This window comes from Achromobacter sp. RW408 (assembly GCF_003184165.1).
GTDB lineage: Bacteria > Pseudomonadota > Gammaproteobacteria > Burkholderiales > Burkholderiaceae_B > Achromobacter > Achromobacter xylosoxidans.
Window position 1 is genome coordinate 378,627 of sequence record NZ_QHHO01000047.1, and the last position, 20,439, is coordinate 399,065.

The 20,439-nt window shown below is 67.3% G+C and carries 22 protein-coding genes and 1 tRNA gene; 13 read left to right on the top strand and 10 right to left on the bottom strand.

All coding sequences use genetic code 11. The features are described from left to right. Positions 1-54: 54 nt before the first annotated feature. The 3 genes from DK459_RS17890 to DK459_RS17900 all read left to right on the top strand — a co-directional run bounded on the left by DK459_RS17890 (position 55) and on the right by DK459_RS17900 (position 1,158). Positions 55-128 (top strand) — tRNA-Cys (locus DK459_RS17890). Positions 129-196: 68 nt separating this feature from the next. Beyond that, positions 197-565, top strand: coding sequence for a hypothetical protein (locus tag DK459_RS17895; protein ID WP_006389031.1), 369 nt, complete (start codon positions 197-199; stop codon positions 563-565). A gap of 2 nt (positions 566-567) precedes the next feature. After that, on the top strand, positions 568-1,158 hold the full coding sequence (locus DK459_RS17900; RefSeq protein WP_110134957.1) for a DUF2946 family protein: 591 nt from the start codon (positions 568-570) through the stop codon (positions 1,156-1,158). Positions 1,159-1,200: 42 nt separating this feature from the next. On the opposite strand, the gene DK459_RS17905 is transcribed toward DK459_RS17900, so the two are convergent. Continuing rightward, positions 1,201-1,653: a nuclear transport factor 2 family protein gene (locus DK459_RS17905; protein ID WP_054448180.1), complete on the bottom strand. Its 453-nt coding sequence runs from the start codon at positions 1,651-1,653 to the stop codon at positions 1,201-1,203. Between the two features lie 96 nt (positions 1,654-1,749). Beyond that, positions 1,750-2,151 carry a DoxX family protein gene (locus DK459_RS17910; protein WP_006389028.1) on the bottom strand — a complete coding sequence of 134 codons (402 nt, stop codon included), beginning with the start codon at positions 2,149-2,151 and terminating at the stop codon, positions 1,750-1,752. Positions 2,152-2,274: 123 nt separating this feature from the next. Between DK459_RS17910 and DK459_RS17915 the strand changes: the two genes are divergently transcribed. The 5 genes from DK459_RS17915 (at position 2,275) to DK459_RS17935 (ending at position 6,519) form a co-directional block, all read left to right on the top strand. After that, positions 2,275-3,207, top strand: coding sequence for a LysR family transcriptional regulator (locus DK459_RS17915; protein WP_020924967.1), 933 nt, complete (start codon positions 2,275-2,277; stop codon positions 3,205-3,207). 10 nt (positions 3,208-3,217) lie between these two features. Next, complete coding sequence (locus tag DK459_RS17920) at positions 3,218-3,799, top strand: NUDIX hydrolase (protein WP_006389026.1); 582 nt, start codon at positions 3,218-3,220, stop codon at positions 3,797-3,799. Next, complete coding sequence (aat, locus tag DK459_RS17925; RefSeq protein ID WP_006389025.1) at positions 3,796-4,551, top strand: leucyl/phenylalanyl-tRNA--protein transferase; 756 nt, start codon at positions 3,796-3,798, stop codon at positions 4,549-4,551. Before DK459_RS17920 ends, aat begins: the two co-directional genes overlap by 4 nt. Before the next feature lie 126 nt (positions 4,552-4,677). After that, positions 4,678-5,433 (top strand): arginyltransferase, encoded by a 756-nt coding sequence (locus DK459_RS17930; protein ID WP_020924968.1) that lies wholly within the window; start codon positions 4,678-4,680, stop codon positions 5,431-5,433. A gap of 45 nt (positions 5,434-5,478) precedes the next feature. Further along, on the top strand, positions 5,479-6,519 hold the full coding sequence (locus DK459_RS17935; protein WP_054499639.1) for a quinone-dependent dihydroorotate dehydrogenase: 1,041 nt from the start codon (positions 5,479-5,481) through the stop codon (positions 6,517-6,519). Positions 6,520-6,664: 145 nt separating this feature from the next. Here the strand turns inward: DK459_RS17935 and phaP are convergent, their stop codons facing one another. Beyond that, complete coding sequence (gene phaP / locus DK459_RS17940; protein WP_006389022.1) at positions 6,665-7,243, bottom strand: TIGR01841 family phasin; 579 nt, start codon at positions 7,241-7,243, stop codon at positions 6,665-6,667. Positions 7,244-7,626: 383 nt separating this feature from the next. Here phaP and DK459_RS17945 point away from each other — a divergent pair, with 383 nt between their 5' ends. Further along, on the top strand, positions 7,627-8,604 hold the full coding sequence (locus DK459_RS17945; RefSeq protein ID WP_006389021.1) for a tripartite tricarboxylate transporter substrate binding protein BugD: 978 nt from the start codon (positions 7,627-7,629) through the stop codon (positions 8,602-8,604). A gap of 128 nt (positions 8,605-8,732) precedes the next feature. Here DK459_RS17945 and DK459_RS17950 read toward each other — a convergent pair whose 3' ends face one another. The 3 genes from DK459_RS17950 to DK459_RS17960 form a co-directional block, all read right to left on the bottom strand. Next, positions 8,733-9,596 carry an IclR family transcriptional regulator gene (locus tag DK459_RS17950; protein WP_006389020.1) on the bottom strand — a complete coding sequence of 288 codons (864 nt, stop codon included), beginning with the start codon at positions 9,594-9,596 and terminating at the stop codon, positions 8,733-8,735. 157 nt (positions 9,597-9,753) lie between these two features. Further along, positions 9,754-10,566 carry a molybdopterin-binding protein gene (locus DK459_RS17955; protein ID WP_020924969.1) on the bottom strand — a complete coding sequence of 271 codons (813 nt, stop codon included), beginning with the start codon at positions 10,564-10,566 and terminating at the stop codon, positions 9,754-9,756. A 46-nt stretch (positions 10,567-10,612) separates the two neighbouring features. Next, the gene (locus DK459_RS17960; protein WP_026382629.1) at positions 10,613-11,416 is read right to left on the bottom strand and encodes an EI24 domain-containing protein; all 804 of its coding nucleotides are present in this window, start codon (positions 11,414-11,416) and stop codon (positions 10,613-10,615) included. Positions 11,417-11,479: 63 nt separating this feature from the next. Here DK459_RS17960 and DK459_RS17965 point away from each other — a divergent pair, with 63 nt between their 5' ends. Further along, a complete protein-coding gene (locus DK459_RS17965; protein ID WP_006389017.1) occupies positions 11,480-11,863 on the top strand; it encodes a thioredoxin family protein in 384 nt (127 codons plus the stop codon). Positions 11,864-11,951: 88 nt separating this feature from the next. Here DK459_RS17965 and DK459_RS17970 read toward each other — a convergent pair whose 3' ends face one another. Continuing rightward, a complete protein-coding gene (locus DK459_RS17970) occupies positions 11,952-13,397 on the bottom strand; it encodes a DEAD/DEAH box helicase (RefSeq protein ID WP_109442167.1) in 1,446 nt (481 codons plus the stop codon). 244 nt (positions 13,398-13,641) lie between these two features. Continuing rightward, a complete protein-coding gene (locus DK459_RS17975) occupies positions 13,642-14,592 on the bottom strand; it encodes an AraC family transcriptional regulator (protein WP_006389015.1) in 951 nt (316 codons plus the stop codon). Positions 14,593-14,693: 101 nt separating this feature from the next. On the opposite strand from DK459_RS17975, the gene DK459_RS17980 reads away from it, so the two are divergent. The 3 genes from DK459_RS17980 to DK459_RS17990 are packed head-to-tail and all read left to right on the top strand — an operon-like array spanning position 14,694 to position 19,247. Next, positions 14,694-16,811 carry a TonB-dependent receptor gene (locus DK459_RS17980; RefSeq protein WP_233256823.1) on the top strand — a complete coding sequence of 706 codons (2,118 nt, stop codon included), beginning with the start codon at positions 14,694-14,696 and terminating at the stop codon, positions 16,809-16,811. A gap of 16 nt (positions 16,812-16,827) precedes the next feature. Next, positions 16,828-18,078 carry an MFS transporter gene (locus DK459_RS17985; RefSeq protein ID WP_024067873.1) on the top strand — a complete coding sequence of 417 codons (1,251 nt, stop codon included), beginning with the start codon at positions 16,828-16,830 and terminating at the stop codon, positions 18,076-18,078. Positions 18,079-18,080: 2 nt separating this feature from the next. Continuing rightward, complete coding sequence (locus DK459_RS17990; RefSeq protein ID WP_053497658.1) at positions 18,081-19,247, top strand: FAD-dependent oxidoreductase; 1,167 nt, start codon at positions 18,081-18,083, stop codon at positions 19,245-19,247. A 6-nt stretch (positions 19,248-19,253) separates the two neighbouring features. On the opposite strand, the gene DK459_RS17995 is transcribed toward DK459_RS17990, so the two are convergent. Both DK459_RS17995 and DK459_RS18000 read right to left on the bottom strand, forming a co-directional pair. After that, complete coding sequence (locus DK459_RS17995) at positions 19,254-19,589, bottom strand: AzlD domain-containing protein (RefSeq protein ID WP_006389010.1); 336 nt, start codon at positions 19,587-19,589, stop codon at positions 19,254-19,256. Continuing rightward, positions 19,586-20,335: an AzlC family ABC transporter permease gene (locus DK459_RS18000; protein WP_006389009.1), complete on the bottom strand. Its 750-nt coding sequence runs from the start codon at positions 20,333-20,335 to the stop codon at positions 19,586-19,588. Before DK459_RS18000 ends, DK459_RS17995 begins: the two co-directional genes overlap by 4 nt. Between the last annotated feature and the right edge of the window lie 104 nt (positions 20,336-20,439).

Consider the following 20,439-nt stretch of genomic DNA (forward strand, 5'->3'; position numbering starts at 1 on the left):
AATACAAAAAGGAAGCACCGGCCTATACCGAGCTTCCTTTTTTCTTGCAGTACTGGCGCAATGGCAGAGTGGTTATGCAGCGGATTGCAAATCCGTGTACGTCGGTTCGATTCCGGCTTGCGCCTCCAGTACCTTCCCTGCAATCCCCCCTGCATCTCGTTACCCATCCCTACGCCCGGTCAATCGATTGATTGCTATGGTGACGCCGTTTTCATTTGACGACGCTCCCATGCTCAACAATCAAAAATCCCGCCGCCCCTCCCCTACGTTGTTGGCATTGTCCACCGCCGCCTTGATGACGCTGGCGCCGCTGGCCGCCGAAGCGGATTCCGATCGCCATCACCATCGCCATGGACATGGGCATGGCCGCGGCGAGTATAAAGAGAAGTATTGGGATGGCGCCTGCGAAGTCGAGCGCAAATGGAAACGCAACGGCGACTATCGCGAAAAGCGTAAATGCCGCGACGACTACCGCTATGGCTACGCGCCCCAGCCGGTTCTGGTGCCGGCGATGCCGGCGCCCGCCATCGTCATCAACCCGCCCCCCATCATCATTCGCCCCTGACCATGGACCCCTTGGTGAAAGACGCCATTGCCCGCTGGCCCGACGTGCCGGCGGTATTCGGCTGGCTGTCGCTGGACGCGCGCGGCCGCTGGCGTCTGCATCCCCAGGGACAGGCCGCGCAAGGCGGCGGGGGCGAATCGATCTCCAACCCGCAGATCCTGGGATTCATCAACCGCAATTACGAACGCGACAACGATGGCCGCTGGTATTTCCAGAACGGGCCGCAACGCGTGTTCGTGCGGCTGGACGCGGCGCCATACGTGCTGCGCCTGGGCGATGATGGCGGCAGCCTGGTCACGCATACCGACGCACCGGTCGATACCATCACCGCCTGGTGGCTCGATGACGCCGGACAGTTGTATGCCATGGCGCCGCAAGGGCCCGGCATCGTGCTGGACCGCGATCTGCCCGCGCTGATGGACCGTTTGACCACGTCCGACGGCGTGCCATTGCTGGACGCCGTGGAATCGCTGGCAGGCTCGCATCCCTTGCCCGTCACGCTGCCCGGCGTCTATCCCGCCGCGCCATTGCGGCAGGTCGAGCGCGCCGACGTGCCGCTGGTGCTCGGCTTCCAGGCAAATCCCACCGCCTGAATCTCACCCCCCACTGCGGCCGCGCGCCGCGCCGCATGCCGTTCAGAACATGCCATTGCCATTGGCGGACTGCTCGGGGATCGGCTGGACCGCGTCCCAGTGCTCGACGATCCTGCCCTTTTCGAGACGGAAGATGTCGATGATGGCGTTGCCGCGCGTGCCCGGCTCGCGCACCGCGTGCACGTGCAGGATCACGTAGTCGCCATCGGTGAAGACACGCTTGATCTCGCTTCTGGACTGCGGGTACTTGTCGCGCAAGAAGGCGACGAACTTGCGGAATCCCTCGGGCCCGTCGGCGGCGTTGGGGTTGTGCTGCACGTAGCGGTCGCCCAGATAGCGCAAGGCGGCATCCGCGTCCTTCTGGTTCAGGCCCTTCTCGTAGAAGGCCAGCACGGCCGCCTTGTTGGCGGCTTCCTGCTCGGGCGAGGCCTGGGCGGTGGACGACAGGGCGGCCGCGAACAGGACGGCAGCAAGGACTCGTATAACGGGTGACATGGGATCTCCAGGTAAGCCAAGGCGGCCGGCCCATTCTAGGGCCGGCCGCGCCGGGGACGATGCCCAATCCAGTAGACAGTTTGATGCGCGGGGCGATCAGCCGCGGCCGCTCTTGAGCAACGCGAACTTGCCGTCGCCCAGCAGCGCCAGCACCGCGGCAGCCACGGCCAGGAACACCGGATATTCCCAGCCGCCGCCCGGGTTGCCGAAACCCCAGCCGTTGCCGAAGTGGACGCTGGACGCGACAAACAACTGCACCGCCGCGATCACGGCGATCCAGCGCGGCCACACGCCGAGGATCAACAGCGCGCCAGCGCCGATTTCAAAGAAAGTCACGGGATAGGCCAGCCAACCGGCGAACCCGATCTTGGCGAAGAACTGCGCGGTGCCCGGCAGCGTGAACACCAGCAGCTTGGTCAAGCCGTGGGCCAGGAACATCACGCCCAGCGCGATGCGGAGCAAAAGCGCGGCATACGGCGCGGTACGGGTATCGATCATTGCATTCTCCGGGAGCGAATCGCCCAGGACGGGAAGATTCTTGATGGCCGCTATTCTTGCGATTCCAAAAACAAAGATAAACATGCAAAATCGCAACTTATTGTTCCCCATTAGGAAACAATCATGGACACCCATACCGCCATGCAGACCTATGTCCGGGTCGTCGAACTGGGCTCCTTCGCGGCGGCCGCCGACAAGATGGGCCAGGCGCGCTCGGTGGTGACCCGGCAGATCGCCTTCCTGGAAGAGAAGTACGGCGTGCGCCTGCTCAATCGCACCACCCGCAAGCTCAGCATGACCGACGCCGGCCGCGCCTTCTACGAGCGCGTACGGCCGATATTGGCCGAAGTGACCGACCTGGAGTTGTCGCTGCAGGCCGAAGGCCAGGCTCCGAGCGGCCGCCTGCGCATCAGCGCCCCGGTATCGTTCGGCATCCTGCACCTGGGCCCCGCCATCGCGGAATATCTGCTGCGCTATCCGGACGTGGTGATCGACCTGGACCTGAACGACCGCGTGGTCGATCTGGTCGAGGACGGCTATGACGTCGCGGTGCGCATCGGCCCGCTGCAGGATTCATCCCTGGTGGCGCGGCCGCTGGCCCCGCAGCAACTGTTGGTGTGCGCCGCGCCGGCCTACCTGGAAAGCCATGGCGTGCCCCTCGTCCCCGAAGACCTGAAACAGCACCGCTGCCTGCACTATGCCTACGCCAGCACCGGCAACGAATGGCATTTCGAGAAGGACGGCGTCAGCCACCTGGTGCGGGTCAACGCGGCCTTGCGCGCCAACAACGGCGACGTGCTGCGCACCGCGGCGCTGGCCGGGCACGGCGTGATCCTGCAACCGGAATTCCTGGTGGGCGATGACGTGCGCGCCGGCCGCCTCGTCGCCCTGCTGCAGGACTATGTCCACACCCCGATTTCCATGTACGCGGCCTATCCCCATCGCCGCTTCCTGTCGCCCAAGGTGCGTTCCTTCGTCGAACACCTGGAAACGCGCTTCGGTGGCAACGCGCCGACTCCGCCCGCGCGGCGCGCCAGCCGGCGCCGCAGCCGTTAGAATCGTATCCATGACCGCCAAATCGCCCCTCGAATATTTCCCCGCGCCGCGCCGTGCGAATTTCTGCAGCCAATGCGGCTCGCCCGTGAACCGCCGGGTGCCCGAGGGCGACAACCGCGAACGTGACATCTGCGACCACTGTGGCGCCATCCATTACCAGAATCCGCGCCTGGTGGTCGGCACGGTGCCTGTGCTGGACAACCGCGTGCTGCTGTGCCGCCGCGCGATCGAGCCGCGCTACAACACCTGGACGCTGCCGGCCGGCTTCATGGAACTGGGCGAAAGCACCGCGCAGGGTGCCGGCCGCGAAACGCTGGAGGAATCCGGCGCCCGTATCCGCCTGGGCGACATCTACACCATCATCGACGTGCCGCAGATCGAACAGGTGCACGTCTTCTACCTGGCCGAAGTCCTCGGCCCCGAGCTGGATCCCGGCCCCGAGAGCCTGGAAGCCCGCTTCTACGACGAGGCCGACATTCCCTGGGACGACCTGGCGTTCCGCACCGTGGCGACCACGCTGCAACGCTACTTCGAGGACCGCAAGCGCGGCACGTTCGGCCCTCACCACTACACCTTAGAATCGCACCGTTGAAGCTGCCCTGGCTCGCCGCAGACACGCCGTTCCCGCCAGCCGAATTCGCCCTGACGGATCCGGACGGGCTGCTGGCGGCTGGCGCGGACCTGTCCATCGATCGCCTCGTCCAGGCCTATTCCAACGGCATTTTCCCGTGGTATTCCGAGGGCGAGCCGATCCTCTGGTGGAGCCCCGACCCGCGCATGGTGCTGGCCTGCCAGGACTTCGCCCCCTCGCACTCGCTGCGCAAGCTGCTGCGCCAGGTCGCCAGCCACGAACACGAGGCCGCGCCGCGCATCGAGGTACGGGTGGACACCGCCTTCGCCACCGTCATGGCCGAATGCGCCGCGCCCCGCGAGGGCCAGCCGGGCACCTGGATCACCGCCGCCATGCGCCAGGCATACCGCGCCTGGCACGAAGCCGGCTACGTCCATAGCGTCGAAACCTGGATCGACGGCGAACTGGCGGGCGGCTTGTACGGCATCAGCCTGGGGCGCATGTTCTTCGGCGAATCGATGTTCACGCGCGCGCCCAACGCCTCCAAGATCGCGCTGGCCTACCTGGTGCGCTATGTCAGCGCCCAGGGGGTGCAGTGGATCGACTGCCAGCAGCAGACACGGCACCTGGCCAGCCTGGGCGCCCGGCCGATCCCGCGCTCGCGCTTCCTGGCGCACATCCGCGCGGCGACCTCGCGGCCCGCCATCGCCTGGGCGCCCGGCAGGCTGGACAGCACCGGGCGGCTGATTCCGTTCGCGGCCTCGGCAGGCTAGCCGCGGCACGACGGGCGCCGCCATGGCCGCGGCGTTCATGCGTCCCTGGCCACATCGGATCGCGGGTTAAGCGTTACTATGTAGTCGTCCCCGTCACGGACTTGGCGCCGGACACCGGGATTCCAAATGAGCCAGCTAAAAGAATTACCTTTCTCCACGCTGCAGTTCTACGCGACCGCGCCCTACCCTTGCAGCTACCTGCCGGGACGCCAGGCCCGGTCGCAGGTCGCCGCGCCCGGCCACCTGATCAATGCCGGCACTTATTCGCAACTGGTCGAGCAGGGCTTTCGCCGCAGCGGCCTGTTCACCTATCGCCCGCATTGCGACAACTGTCACGCCTGTGTGCCGGTGCGGGTCGATACCGCCGGCTTCGCGCCAAACCGGAGCCAGCGCCGGGCCTGGCGCGACCACCGCGACCTGCAGTCGTTCGTGGCGGAGCTGGCCTGGTCGCCCGAACACTACCGTCTCTATACCCGCTACCAGCAAGGCCGCCACCCAGGCGGCGGCATGGACGAGGACAGTCGCACCCAGTACGCGCAGTTCCTGCTGACCAGCCGCGTCAATACCCGCCTGGTCGAATTCCGTGACCCGGGCGGCGTGCTGATGATGGTGTCGATCATCGACGTGCTGGACGACGGCCTGTCGTCCGTCTACACCTTCTACGACCCCGACGTGCCTGGCAGCCTGGGCACCTACAGCATCCTGTGGCAGATCGAGCAGTGCCGCACCCTCAACCTGCCCTGGCTCTACCTGGGCTACTGGATCGAGGACAGCCGCAAGATGTCCTACAAGGCAAGCTTCCATCCCGCCCAGTACCTGATCGACGGCGCCTGGGGCGAGCCTCCGGCGCCGGCCGGCGGCGCCGACGATCGCGCCGCCTGATCCGCGGCGGCGGGCGCGCCCAAAGACGTTCTACAATCCCGCTCCATGTCGATCCTCTTCCACGCCTATCCCCTGGCCCGCCCGGCGCTGTTCGCCATGGACGCGGAAACCGCCCACGAAGTCACCCTGTCGGGGCTGCAACGGGCCTATGAATGCGGCGCCACGCGCAAGCTCCTGCATGCGCAGCCCAAGGCGCCATGCACGCTGATGGGCATGCATCTGGCCAACCCCATCGGACTGGCGGCCGGCCTGGACAAGAATGGCGCGTATATCGACGCCCTGGGCAACCTGGGGTTCGGTTTCATCGAAGTGGGCACCGTGACCCCGCGCGCGCAACCCGGCAATCCCAAGCCGCGCATGTTCCGGCTGCCACGCGCCAATGCGCTGATCAATCGCCTGGGGTTCAACAACCAGGGCCTGGACGCATTCCTGGCCAACGTGCAGCGCAGCCAATGGCGCAAGCAGGGCGGTATCCTCGGCCTGAACATCGGCAAGAACGCCGACACGCCGATCGAGCGCGCGGCAGACGACTACCTGATCGGGCTGGCGGGCGTCTACCCGCATGCCGATTACGTGACGGTGAACATTTCGTCGCCCAACACCAAGAACCTGCGGGCACTGCAAGGCGGGGACGAACTCTCGGCGTTGCTGGGGCAATTGGCGGACAAGCGCCGCGCGCTTGAAGACCAGCACCAGCGGCGCGTGCCGATGGCGGTGAAAATCGCCCCCGACCTGACGGTCGAGCAGATCGACGCCATTGCCGACACCCTGCCCCGCCACGGCATCGATGGCGTCATCGCCACCAACACCACGCTGTCGCGCGACGCGGTCAATGGCATGGCGCACGCCGAAGAAGCGGGCGGGCTGTCCGGCTCGCCGGTGCATGAACTGTCGCTGGCGGTGATCCGGCGCCTGAAGGAGCGCCTGGGCGACAGCCTGGCGATCATCGGCGTGGGCGGGGTGCTGTCGGGGCAGCAGGCACGCGAGAAAATGCAGGCCGGCGCCGATGCCGTGCAGCTCTATACGGGACTGATCTATCGCGGCCCCGCCCTGGTGGGCGAGTGCGTGCGGGCCGTCCGCCGCTGAACGGCAGCCTTGCGCGCCAACTACGGCAAGCGGACGACAGGCAAAAAAAGAGGCCACCCCGAGGGGTGGCCCTAATTCCAGCTCTGCTCTGTCACTCAACAGTACTACATAACTGCAATTTGCGCAGCACCGCTGCGCCAAATACTCAGGCGCTGCGGCGGCTGCGGCTGGCGACCTTGGTGGCGGCGTCGGCGGCGTCCGTCGCCGCCTTGAAGGTCGCGTTGGCGGCGGCGTTCAGGTTCGACTCGGCGACTTCGGCGGCCTGCTTGGCGGCCTTGGTCAGCGAATCGTAGGCGCTGTTGGCAGTGGCCAGCGAGGACTTGATCAGGGCGACGGCGCTTTCCGAACCCGTGGGGGCGTTCTTGGAGAACTGCTCGACGGCGTCGGTCAGCTGCTGCTGGCCTTCGGCGATCTGTTCTTCGGTCAGCTTGACCAGGTTGCCCTGCACGCCGGCGACGATGTCATACACGTGCTTGGTGTAGGCCAGGGCCTTTTCGGCGCCCGGTTGCAGCAGGCCCGAGGCGAACGCCGCGGCTTCCTGCGGATCCTTGACGTCGGCGGCTTGCTGCGACTTCTGGGCGACTTCGTCCAGGGTGGCGCGCACGACCTTCAGGTTCAGTTCGACCAGCTTTTCGAAGCCGGCGAACACAGCCGACTGGGCGGCCACGAAAGTGTTGATGCTGGCTTTTTGACGGTCCAGGACTTGTTGCGGGATAGCGCTCATAGAATTGCTCCTTTTAGGGGTAGCCGGAGGCTGTCCGGCAGGTAAGGATGGTGTCTGCGACGAAATAAGGAACGTGCGCGGAAACTGGTACTACAAGCTACCGCCGGCCCGTTTGATGCACTGCACAATTGACATTCTACGGGCCAAAAAAACCTTGTCAAGCAATATTGGTGCAACGCAACAACTATTTGCACATTAACAGTGCAGGCGCCGGTGCCGATTTGATCCAGCACAAGGATTTCCCATGATTCGGGAAATACCGGACATGACGGCGTATCAATTCTTTTCTACACTGCTTGCACGCTGATGACAGACAAACACAAACGATAAGTCAGCGGTCAAAAACACATCGCAGCAAGCAAAACCCTGCAATTGGAGACTTCATGACCCTCATCCCCCGCACGCTTTCGGCCCTGCTCGCGGCCAGCGCCATGCTCGCGGCCGGCGCCGCCCACGCGGAATATCCGGAACGCCCCATCAACATGGTGGTGCCTTTCGCCGCTGGCGGCCCGACGGACAACGTCGCGCGTTCGCTGGCTGAAGCCATGCGGCAATCCCTGGGCCAGACTGTCGTGGTCGAAAACAAGGGTGGCGCGGGTGGCACGATCGGCACCACGCAGGTCGCCCGCTCGCAGCCGGACGGCTATTCCGTGCTGCTGATGCACGCCGGCTTCTCGACCGCGCCCTCGCTGTACAAGAATCCGGGGTACGACCCCTACAAGAGCTTCGAGCCCATCGGCCTGGTGGTCGACGTGCCGATGACCATCATCGCGCGCTCGGACTTCCCGCCCAACACCATCCAGGAACTGGCCGACTACGTCAAAAAGAACAAGGACAAGGTCTCGCTGGCCAATGCAGGCATCGGCGCCGCCAGCCACCTGTGCGGCACCATGCTGGTCGAGGCCCTGGGCGTGCAACTGCTGACCATCCCGTACAAGGGCACGGCGCCGGCCATGAACGACCTGCTGGGCAAGCAGGTGGACCTGCTGTGCGACCAGACCACCAACACCACGCAGCAGATCGACGGCGGCAAGGTCAAGGCCTACGCCGTCACCAGCCTGCAGCGCGTGCCGACCCTGCCCAAGCTGCCCACCATGGACGAGTCCGGTTTCAAGGGTTTCGAAGTGGGTATCTGGCATGGCATGTGGGTGCCGAAGGGCACGCCCAAGCCGGTGGTCGACAAGCTGGTCAAGAGCCTGCAGGCCGGCCTGGCCGACCCCAAGTTCCAGGAGCGCATGAAGCAACTGGGCGCGACGGTGCTGACCAAGGAAGCCAACCCGCAGGCGCTGGAGGCCAAGGTCAAGCAGCAGGTCCCGCAATGGGCCGAGCTGTTCAAGAAGGCCGGCGTCGAACAGCAGTAAGCCAGGAGCCCCGCCAGGCGGGGCCTGCGCTGCCTATCGCGCCTGGTGGACATCCTGTCCCCGGCAGTGAAAAAGCCCCTCGGTTGCTGAAACCGCGGGGCTTTTTCGTTGGGGATGCGGCAGGCGTATCAGGTGCGCATCGCCTCGGCCGCCATGCCCAGGCCATTGAAGCCGCTGGACACCGAGGGCTCGTAGCCCAGCGCCTCGGAAATGCTGGCGGCGGTATCGACCAGCGCCTTGATCCAGTCGTCCTGCAGGCGTTCGGCCGGCGCCGAGATCGACAGCCCGGCCACCAGCTTGCCGGTGTCATCGAAAATGCCCGCGGCGATGCAACGCACGCCCAGTTCCAGTTCCTCGTTGTCGCGCGCATAGCCATGGCGGCGCACCAGCGCCAGCTCGCGTTCGAGGCGCTCCAGGTCGGTCAGGCTATTGCGGGTGTGGCCGGCCAGGCCGGTACGGAGCGCATAGGCGCGCACCTGGCGGGTGTCGGCGGTGGACAGGAACAGCTTGCCGGTGGAGGTCAGGTGCAGCGGCGCCCGGCCGCCAATGGCGCGCACCACCTGCATGCCGGAACGCTCGCTCCAGGCGCGGTCGATATAGACGATCTCGTCGCCCTGCTGCACCGACAGGTTGACGGTCTGCCCCGTCAGCTTGTGCAGCGATCGCATGGCGGCGATGGCCGCCTCGCGCACGTTGAGCCGTCCCTTGACCAGCGAGCCCAGTTCAAGCAAACGCATGCCCAGCTGATACAGGCCGTTGTCCACCCGCTCGACGTAGCGCCCCACCACCAGGTCGTTCAAGATGCGGTGCGCGGTGGAGGCGTGCAGGCCGGTGGTCGCGGACAGTTCCTTGAGCGTGACGGGATCAGGCTGCGCGGCCAGCGCGTCGAGCAGGCGCATGGCGCGCTCGATGACCTGGATGGCGATGGGACTGCCCGAGGCGCCGTCGGTTTCGGCATCCAGGGCGTTGCGAGTGGAGGAAGGGCGGGACATAGGCGGGGAAAGGGCTCGCGCCGCGCCACCGGAAGACCAAACTTGCGGCAACGCAGCAAACAGTTCTTTCCCGTATTGTGAAATTTACGGAGCCATTTGGCAACCGTTTTTTGGCCGGCCTATCGGGGACACTCCCCGATTCGGCCGGCATCTGTCCTCAGGCCGCGGGCGGCGCCAGCTTGCCCCCCAGGCGTAACACTTCGGCTCGCAGAAACGCCAATGCCTCGGCGGCCGCCTCGGGCTCGCCCTTCACGCCCAGGTCGATGTGCGGCGTGCCGCCGGCTTCGCCGACGCTGGGCAGACTGAAGGCGCGCACGCCGGGCCAGCGTGTTTCCACCATCTGCATGGCCGGCGTGATGCGGGATTCCGGCATGCTGAACACCAGGAAGGAATGCTCGGCGTGGCGGCGCGTATGTTGCAACGCACGATAGCGCGTGTCGAGCGTCCATTCCAGCATCGGCCACGCCATCACCGGGAAGCCCGGCACGAAGGTGTGATCACGGATGAAAAAACCCGGAATGCGGTTGTAGGGGTTGGGCACGATCTCGCAGCCCTCCGGGAACACGCCCATCTGCAGCCGCTGCTGGTTCTCGGGCGCGCTCATGTCGGCCGTGCCCTGCCCCTTGGCCGCCATTTCGGCGGTGCGCAGCGCGATGGCCTGTTCGGCCTCGGGATGCAGGGCCAGTGGCAGATCGAGCGCGGCGGCGGCGGCCTGGCGGGTATGGTCGTCGGGCGTCCCGCCGATGCCGCCGCACGAGAACACCACATCCCCGGTGGCGAAGCTGCGCCGATAGGCCGCCACCAGGGTATCGCGGTCGTCCGGCAGGAATTCCGCCCAGCCCAACTGCATGCCGCGCGCGCCGAGCAGTTCCACGACCTTGGAAAAGTGTTTGTCCTGCCGGCGGCCCGAAAGGATTTCGTCACCGACGATGATGAGGCCGATGCGGCGGGAGGCGGGTTCTGCTGCCATGTCCGGTTCCAGAGAGTGGCGGTTGAGGGAGGCGGACGACGCCGCGTCAGGCGACGTCGATGGTGCGATCCTGACGCAGCCGTTGCACCGCGTCCAGTCCGTAGTGGGCATAGACCAGCGCCGAAAACACCGGCAGGATGATCCAGGCCGGCGGCAGCAGGTTGAGCAGCGCGCAGATCAACCCGATGATCCAGAAGCCGCCATTGTTGCGTTCGAGGATGAGTTTGCGCTCGGCCGGGCTGGCATGCTCGACGATGGCGTCGACCCGCATCATGCGCGAGAAGGCGAAGGTCCACCAGAAGACCGGCAGCACCAGGGCCATCGGCGGCACCAGCCACAACGGCATGGTGAACAGCCAGCCGAGCACGAACGCGCCCGACACCCATACCGCGTTCCAGACGCTGACGGTGGTGGCCAGCTTGCCCTGCCGGCTGAGGCCGGCGTATTCGCGCTGGCTGACGTGGCGCAGCACCAGCGGCATGACGAACACCGCGGCGATCGCCAGGCCCAGCACGCCCGACAGCGGCAGCAGGATCGACACGGCGACCAGCGGCACCAGATAGAGCTTGAGCGAGAACAGCCCCATCGCCAGCAGCCATTCGTCGGTGCGGTTGATGAAGTCCCAGTGCGAGGCCTGGGCGGCGAGCCAGTCGGTCAGGGGCGTCCAGAACAGCCAGAACAGCAGCAGCGCGCCGACCAGCGCGATCAGGAAGGGCAGCAGCAGCGCGAACAGCATGGTCGGGTGGCACTGCGACACCAGCGCGCGCTTGAAGGCCTGTGCCACACCCGCCATGCTGCGGGTGTAGCGGCTGGCGCCGGGCATCTCGGTATCAGGGCGCAGGACAGGCATGGCGGGAACAATGGAAGGTGATCATCCCGGGTATGATAGTCAAACACGCTTTCCCGCGCTCGTATGACATTACTGGTTCCCGGCTCCGATCTCACTGCCCTGCGCGCCCAACTGGCGGCCTCGCCCAAGGCCTGGCTGGTGGCGTGCTTCTGCGCCGCCTGGTGCGACACCTGCGAAGAATACAAACCCAAGCTGCGGGCCCTGTCCAGTACCCTGCCGCACCACGTCTTCGCCTGGATCGACATCGAAGACCACGCCGAACTGCTGGGCGAGGTCGACGTCGAGAACTTCCCCACCCTGCTGGTCCAGGTCGGCGGGCGCGTGGTCTTCTACGGCCCCATGCTGCCCCATATCGGCCATCTCGAGCGGCTGCTGGAAAGCCTGGACGAACACAGCGCGCCGGTCACCGCACCGTTGCCCGACCTGCCACGGCTGCTCGCCGCCTGAATCCGCACATATGAAAAAAGCGCCCTGCCAGGGCGCTTTTCCGTTGGGCGCGCAGCGCGGCCGCGACGCCGGGGCGGCGATCGTCGCCCTACTTGCGGCTGCCACCCAGCAACACGGCAAGCTGGCGCTTGGGCGCGGACGAATTGCCATTCTGGCGCGGCGCCTGTTCCTCGGCCGGCGCCGACGGAGCCGACGGTTCGTAGGGCTTGAGGAAGAAGTCGTCCACCGGCTGGCGCGAAGCGCCGCCGCCCGAGCGGCGCTCGGAAGAGCGGCTACGTTCACGGCCGCCTTCGCGCGACGATGAACCGCGTTCCTCGCGGCGGCCATGGCTGCGCGCGACCAGTTCGGCCGGCACGTCGAGCGTGCCGCGCGGCACTTCGCGCTTGATCAGCTTCTCGATGTCGAGCAGGAAGCGTTCTTCGTCGGCGGTGAACAGGGCGATGGCTTCGCCCGTGGCGCCGGCGCGGCCGGTACGGCCGATGCGGTGCACGTAGTCTTCGGCGTTGTAAGGCAGGTCGTAGTTGATGACGCAAGGCACGCCGGCGACGTCGAGGCCGCGCGCGGCCACGTCGGTGGCCACCAGCACTTCGAGTTCGCCGGCCTTGAAGGCCTCGAGCGCCTTCATGCGGTCGGCCTGGGTCTTGTCGCCGTGGATCGATTCGGCCTTGACGCCGTCGCGCTCGAGTTCGCGCGCCAGGCGCGCCGTGCCGATCTTGGTGTTCGAGAACACGATGACCTGCTTGAGGCCCCGCGACTTCACCAGGTGCACCACCGCGGCGCGTTTCTGGTCGCCGCTCATCTTGTAGGCGATCTGCGTGATGGTATTGGCCGTGGCATTGCGCGCCGCGACTTCGATTTCCACCGGGTGATTCAGGTAGGAACGGCCCAGCTTGCGGATCTCGTTGCTGAAGGTGGCCGAGAACAGCAGGCCCTGGCGCTGCGCGGGCAGCAGCCGGATGATGCGTTCGAGATCGGGCAGGAAGCCCATGTCCAGCATGCGGTCGGCTTCGTCCAGCACCAGGATGCCGACCTGACTCAGGTTGACGTTCTTCTGCTCGACGTGGTCGAGCAGGCGGCCGGGCGTGGCCACCAGCACTTCGCAACCACGGCGCAGCGCTTCCTTCTGCGGCCCGATGTCGACGCCGCCGAACACCACGGCGGAACGCAGCGGCGTCTGCTTGCTGTAGCGCTTGACGCTTTCGTAGACCTGGTCGGCCAGCTCGCGCGTCGGCGTCAGGATCAGCGCGCGCACCGGATGGCGCGCGGGCGAGGCGCTGGTATTGGCCAGCGGCATCAGGCGGTGCAGGATCGGCAGCGTGAACGCCGCGGTCTTGCCGGTGCCGGTCTGGGCCGCGCCCATGACATCACGCCCTTCGACCACGACGGGAATGGCTTGCGCCTGGATCGGGGTGGGCGTGGTGTAGCCGGTTTCGGCGATCGATTGCAACAGCAGGGGATGCAGCCCGAAATCGGAAAACGTGGGCGTCGGCGCGGGCGCGGCGGCGGGTGCTGCGGATTGAGTGGATTCAGTCATCAGGGTTTGGCAGATACCGGGACCAGTAAAAAAAGAACAAAACGAGAGTGCTGCGAGCACTGCACTGCATATGCATCAGGACAACCAGAACGCGCGCCACGCTCGCGCGGCCACGTGCGAACCACCGCGAGGCGCAAGCGCATCGCAGGCAATCAGCACCCTGCCTTGCAGGCCAGGTGGCGCATTCTGGTTTCGATACTTATGAGGGCAGTACCAGGCCCGGATTGCTGTGGATAACTTGATTTTAGCGCAGCCGGGCGCCGGGGCGGTCAAGCCAGTGCCGGGGGGCGACTCCTTTGGCCTGGCGAAAGCTCTTGCTGAAATGGCTGAGGTTGGCGAATCCGGTGGCCAACGCGGCGTCGGTGACCCGGTATCCGGCCTCCAGCATGGACGCCGCGGCCTCCAGCCGGACCGACTTCAGGTAGGCGTGGACCGAGCGGCCGGCCACCTGGCGAAAGCCCGCTTTGAGCTTTTTCTCGCTCAGGCCGACCTCGCGCGCCAGCCGCGGCACCGTCCATTCCTCGCCATAGCGGACTTCGATCAGACGCCGGGCCTGGGCCAACTGGCGCCGTTCGCGGGCCGCCACCGGCGGTTCGCCGGCCGCGCCGCTCATGGTTTCCAGCACGATGGCCAGGGCTTCGAGCGCCTTGGCGCGCATGTAGAGGCGACGCGCGGTGGCGTCTTCGTGGCGGCAGTCCAGCACGTCGGCGGCCAGCCGTAACAGGCCCGGCGGGGCCGGGAATCCCGCCATCAGCGAGCCGGCCGTCGGCACGCTGTGATCCAGCACGAACGCGCCACGCAAGGCCGCGAGCGGCCTGCCCCCGGCACGCAGCAGCCCGGCGGGCGAATAACGAATGTCCACCAGACGGACGAGCTGCCCGCCCGACATCTGGAAACGGCCGCGCGCCCCGCGTTCGCCCGTCTGCACCACCGCCATGCCGGGACCGGCGCGCAGCGGCACCCCGCCGTCGATCGACATGCAGGCCTGGCCCTCAAGGAAGACCGCGATGCAGAACATGGGCGGCCCTTCGGCGGCGACATCCAGGTCAACGCCCGGCGCCCCGCTCCAGACCGACATGGTCAGGTCTTCGTCGAACGCTTCCAGGCGGGACAGCGCCTCCCAGGCGGCCGGGATGACCGCGGCCGGCAGGAGCGGATGGCCGCAATGGTGCCCGGGTCCGTGGGCGGTTTGCACGCGCGTGCCAGTGGCGAAATCCAAATTTAGACCCCGAATTGAATAGTGGCGGCACCGAAAGCGTTAGTCCGCGCCCGAACAAATAACAATAATTCTCATTAATGATTCTACTGAAAACCCGCTTCGACGACATGACACTTTCGCTCCCTTTCCGCCACACCGCGCTGACGGCCGCGCTCTGCGCACTGACACTTCCCGCCGTCGCGCAGTCCCAATCCGTCAGCGAGCTCGCTCCCATCACCGTCACCGCCAGCAAACAGGAACAAGCGCTGCGGGATATCAACGGCGCCGCCATCGTGGTGCCGGCCGAAACCCTGCACGCCGCGCAGGTGGACAACACCCTGCAGTTGTCGCGCGTGCTGCCGGGCGTGCAGATGTCGGGCAGCGGATCGTTCCTGTTCCCCGTCATTTCCGTGCGCGGCATCACCTCGGCGCAGGATTTCTACAACCCCGCGCTTACGGTTTATGTGGACGGCGTGCCGCAATTGCCCACGTTCGCCTCCCAATTGCTGACCGATGTCGATCGCGTGGAACTGCTCAAAGGCCCGCAGGGCACGCTGTACGGCAAAAGCGCCATGGGCGGCGTGCTCAATATCGTGTCGCGACAGCCGGACGACACGCCGTATTTCCGCGCGACCGCGGGTGTCGCCAGCCGCGATGGCTACCTGTTCAAGGCCAGCGGCGGCGGGCCGCTGGTCGACAACCTGCTGTATGGCTCGGTGGCCGCCGCGGTCAACGACGCCCCCGGCCGGCTCGACAGCCCGGTCACCGGCGCCAGCCATATCGGCGGCACCTCGGCCAACGCGGGAACGGCGCGCCTGCGGCTGGCGCCAGCCGGCAGCCCCTGGGAAATGGGGTTGGCCGTCAGCGGCGAATGCACCCGCGGCAGCCAGGATGTCTACGTGCCCTTCGATGCCCCTGGCAGCGGACAAGCGGCGATTTCCCCGGACATGCCCGCAACGCTGGCCGATCCCTACCAGAAGCGCTGCAGCGCAAGCCAGGCACTGACGGGCCGCTACGATTTCGATGGCTGGCGGCTCGATGCGGTCGCCGCCTGGCAACGCCTGCACTACGACCGCCACTTCTCGCTCGGTCCGACCTATACCAGCCAACCCGAGCGCTGGCGCCAGCAGGTGCAGGAGCTGCGCCTGTCCACCACCGGCACGCGTGCGGTCGACGGCGTCCTGGGCCTGTACCGCCAGCGGGTCACGCAGTCGCGTTCCGCGCTCAGCCAGATGCAGATGCCCGGGATGCAGCTCGACGCGTTCTCGGCCGGTTCCCGCAACACCAGCGAGTCAACCGCCTTCTACGGCGACGCCACCTGGCATGCCACCCGCGCGCTCGACCTGTCGGCCGGCCTGCGCTATTCCCGCGACAAGGCGTCCACCCGCTACGACGGCTCGACGCTCAACGGCATGACCTACGGTCAGGACCCCTTCGGCGGCGCGGGCACGGCCTCCGGCAACACGGTGCTCGGCAAGCTGTCCGCCGGCTACCGCCTGTCGCCCGAATGGCACGCATACGTCAACGCGGCGCAAGCTTACAAGCCCGGCGGCTACAACCTGGCCCCGTCCAACCCCGCCGATGCGCGCCCCTTCGGCAAGGAACGTGGCGTGAGCTACGAAGCCGGCGCGCGCTTTGACGGCGATGCGTTGCGCGCAGGCGCCGCCCTTTACCGCACCGACATCCGCGACGCGCAGCTCTATGTCAGCGACCAGATCGGCTATCAGCACATCGAGAACGTCGGCAACACGCGCTCCACCGGGGTCGAATTCGACCTGAGCTGGGACGTGACCTCGCAATGGACGCTGGGGCTGGATGGCTTTCTCAACCACACCACGTTCCGCAGCTTCAACAGCAGCGCCGTCTGCCCCGGCTGCGATGGCAACCGCGTGCCGTTTTCGCCGGGCTATGGCCTGAACGCCAGCGCCCGCGGCCATTTCGACCCGGGGGTCGGGCGGCTCTCGCCGGCCCTGATCGTGCGCCGGGTCGGCGCGCAGTTCTTCGACATCGGCAACAGCCTGCGCCAGGACGCCTACACACTGGTCGATCTCAGCCTGGCGTGGCGCATTCGGCCACAGGTCGAGGCCACGCTGTACGTCAACAACCTGACCGACCGGCGCTACCGCACCTACGCCTTCGGCGGTGGCGCGCGCGGCAGCTACGCGCAGGTCGATCCCGGCCGCACGGTGGGCCTGAACGTCGCCTTCGAATACTGACCCGGGACCCAACGCGATGCCGAACGCCTCCCTGGCGCGCCTGCCCACCGCGCGGGTCATCGCCGCCATTGGCGGCATCTGCATGGTCCAGAGCCTGGTCAGCGGCATTGCCTTCCAGGGCGTGCCGACGCTGCTGCGCGACAGCGGCACGCCGCTGGACCAGGTTGGCCTGGCCTACCTGGCCTTCCTGCCCTGGTCCCTGAAATTCCTGTGGGCGCCCTGGATCGAGCGCTATCGGCTGCCCCACGGGCAGGCGGGGCGCCGCACCCGCCGCATCGTGCTGCCTGGCCAGTGGCTGCTGGCCGCCCTGCTGTTCCTGCTGGCGGTCCTGGGGCAACCGACGCTGCCCGCGCTGCTGGCCGTGCTCGGCCTGATCTCGCTTACCGCGGCCACCGTCGATATTGCCGGCGACGCCTTCGCGGTCGAGCAATTGGCGGCGCGCCGGCGCGGCTGGGGCAATGCCACCCAGGTCGGCTCCAGCTACGTGGGCATGTTCCTCGGGGCCGGCCTGTTCGTGGTGCTGGCGGGCAGCCATGGCTGGCGCGTGGCGGCCGCCGCCATGGGCCTGCTGGTCCTGTTGTTGACCCTGCCGTTCGCCGGCTTGCGCGAACCGGCCCGCGCGACCGACACGCCACCGCATCGGCCCAGCCTGCCGCACGCGCTGGGTCGGTCCGGCGTGCGGCTGGGCCTGCTCATCACCGTGGTGTTCCAGATCGGTTCGCGGCTCGGCGCCGGCATGACCTCGCCGCTGTTGCTGGACCGCGGCGTGCCGCTGGCCTCGGTGGGCTGGATCAACGGCGCTGGCGCGGTCGTCGCGGGCCTGGCGGGCACATTGCTGGGGGCGCTGGCGCTGCAACGCTGGCGCGCGCCGCGCGCGGTGGTCGCGGCCATGGCCCTGCAGGCGGCCGCGCTGATCCTGTTCGTGGCCGGCGTCGCCGCGCCCGGCCTGGGACTGCCGGCCGCCAGCCCCGGCTGGCTGGTGGCGCTGACGTTGTTCAAGGCAGCCACCGCCGCCACGGGTTTCGTCACGCTGTACGCCTTTCTCATGGGCCTGGCGTCGCCGGCCCAAGCCGGCGTCGATTTCACGCTGTTCCAGTGCGCCGATGCGCTGGTCGCCATGGTTGGCGGCGTGGCCGCCGGTTGGCTGGCGCAGCACCTGGGCTACGGCGCCTGCTTCGGCATCGCCGCCGCACTGGGCGCGGCCGGCCTGCCTGTCCTTTCCGTCCTGATGCGGCGCGCCGCGCCGCTTTCGTCTTCTGGAGAATGAACATGTCTGAACGCACCGTGGTCATCGCGGGCGCCGGCGTCGCCGGACTGGCCTGCGCCTGGTGGCTGGCCCGGCAGGGCTGGCGCGCCGTGATCGCCGAACGCGCGCCGCACCTGCGTGACGGCGGCTACATGATGGGCCTGTCCGGCCCCGGCCTGCTGACCGCCCGCCGCATGGAGCTGGTGCCCGCCCTGCGCGCCGTGGAGCGCGAAATCGGCGAGAACGTCTACCGCGACCGCCGGGGCCGCGAAGTCATGCGGATCCGCTATCGCGAGCTGCTGCGGGAACTGGACTGGATCACCCTGCGGCGCACCGATCTCGTCCAGGTACTGCACGCCGCGGTGCGAGACCGCGCCGAAATCCGGCTGGCCACCACCGTGGCGGACTGTAGCCAGGATGCCCACGGCGTGGACGTGACGCTGTCGGATGGGTCCCAATTGCGCGCGGATCTGCTGATCGGCGCCGATGGCGTGCGCTCGGCGTTGCGCGCCCGGGTCTTCGGCGCCAGCACGGCGGTGCCATCGCCGCTGGGCTACCGATATGCCGCCTATGACGTCGACGACGACACCGGCATGGCGAGCGACTTCGTGTCCTATGCCACGCCGGGCCATCAGGTCGAATACCATGGGCTGGGCGGCGGCCGCAAAGCGGCCCTGCACGTCTGGCGCAGCCATGAGGCCGGATGGGTCGAGGCGCCGCGGCGGCTGGGCCTGCTGCGGGAACTGGCGCGCACGACTCACGCGGAAGTGGGACGGCAGCTGGACACACTGCCCGCCGACGCGCCGATCGTCATGGATGACCTGGCGCTGATCGAGATGCCGCGCTGGCACCAGGGCCGCATCCTGCTGGCCGGCGACGCCGCACATAGCCTGTCCCTGATTTCTGGCCAGGGAGCGGGGATGGCGCTGGCCAGCGCCTACGTGCTGGCCCAGGAACTGGCGTGCGCGCCCCTGCCGGAGGCCCTGGCCGCTCATGAGCGGCGGCTACGGCCGGTAATCGACAGCCTGCAGCAGCGCAGCCGCAGGCTTGCGCCCGTCTACGTGCCCGCCTCGGCATTCGCCTTCGGCCTGCGCAACACGGCCCTGCGGTTACTGCCCAGGTTGATCCTGAAGCGATACTTCCTCAGCGGGCTGAAATCCGAAATGGAGGCTGCCGCCGCGCTTGGCTGAGCGGCCTCAGCCGGCCAGCCAGCGCAGCCCCCACAGCACCAGCATGCCGACCACGATGACCAGCACGGCGCTGCGGGTGCGCAGGAACACCAGGATGGCGATGATGCCTGCCACCAGCTTGTAGTCGAAGATGGGGCCCAGCCCGGCCTTCCAGGGCAGCAGGTCGGGCACCACGATGGCGGTGAGCGCGGCGGCCGGCGCGTAGCGCAGGGCCCGGCGCACGCCATCGGGCAGCGGGATGTAGTCGCCGAACAGCATGAAGCCGGCGCGCGTCAGCACGCTGCACAGCGCCAGCAGCAAAATCGCAGAATAGACGTAGATTTCCGAAGGCCAGAGAGTCATGCGCGCGCCTTGAAGAAGCGTTCGGCCCACATGCCCGCCACCACGCCGGCAATGACCGCGGCCGCCAGGCCCAGGCGCAGCGGCAACACCTGGCCGGTCCAGGCGACCACGCCCGCGGCCAGCATCGACACCAGCATGGGCTTGGAATTGGCCAGCGGCACGGTGATGGCCAGCAACGCCAACACCGCCGCGAAATCCAGCGACCACGCGGCCGGCACCATGGTGCCCAGGTAGATCCCGACGATCGACGAGGTCTGCCACACGAACCAGCCCGGGGCGATGGTGCCGATGAAATACCAGAGCTGTTCACGGGTGCCGCGCTCGGCCGCATCGCCGAAACGCGGCATGAACAGCACGAAGCCCATGTCGGTGGTGAAATAGCCCAGTCCCAGCCGCTTGGGCCACGACAGGTGGCGGAAATAGGGTTGCAATGCCGCGCCGAAGATCAGGAAGCGCAGGTTGACCACGCAGCCGGCGGCGAAGATCAGCCACAGGGGCGCGCCGGTGGCGATCAGGGGCAGCGAAGTGAGCTGGGCCGAACCGGCGTACAGCAGCAGCGTCATGGCCAGGGCCATGGATTCGGTAAGGCCGGACTTGACCATGGCCACGCCGGTCACCAGCCCCCACGTGGCGGTGGCGATGAGCGCGGGCACGATGGCATGCACGCCGGCACGGAAAGCGGCGACACGCTCCTGGCGGACCGCCCGTGGGTCTTCGGTTTCGGGAAACGCGGACTCAGAGGACAACGGCAAGCCCCTGGGGAATCGGACAGGACGACATGGAAACTCTGTGGGAAGGAAACTCACGACAACCTGCTCGCCCGCCGGGGCCGCGGGCGCCGCAAGGCACC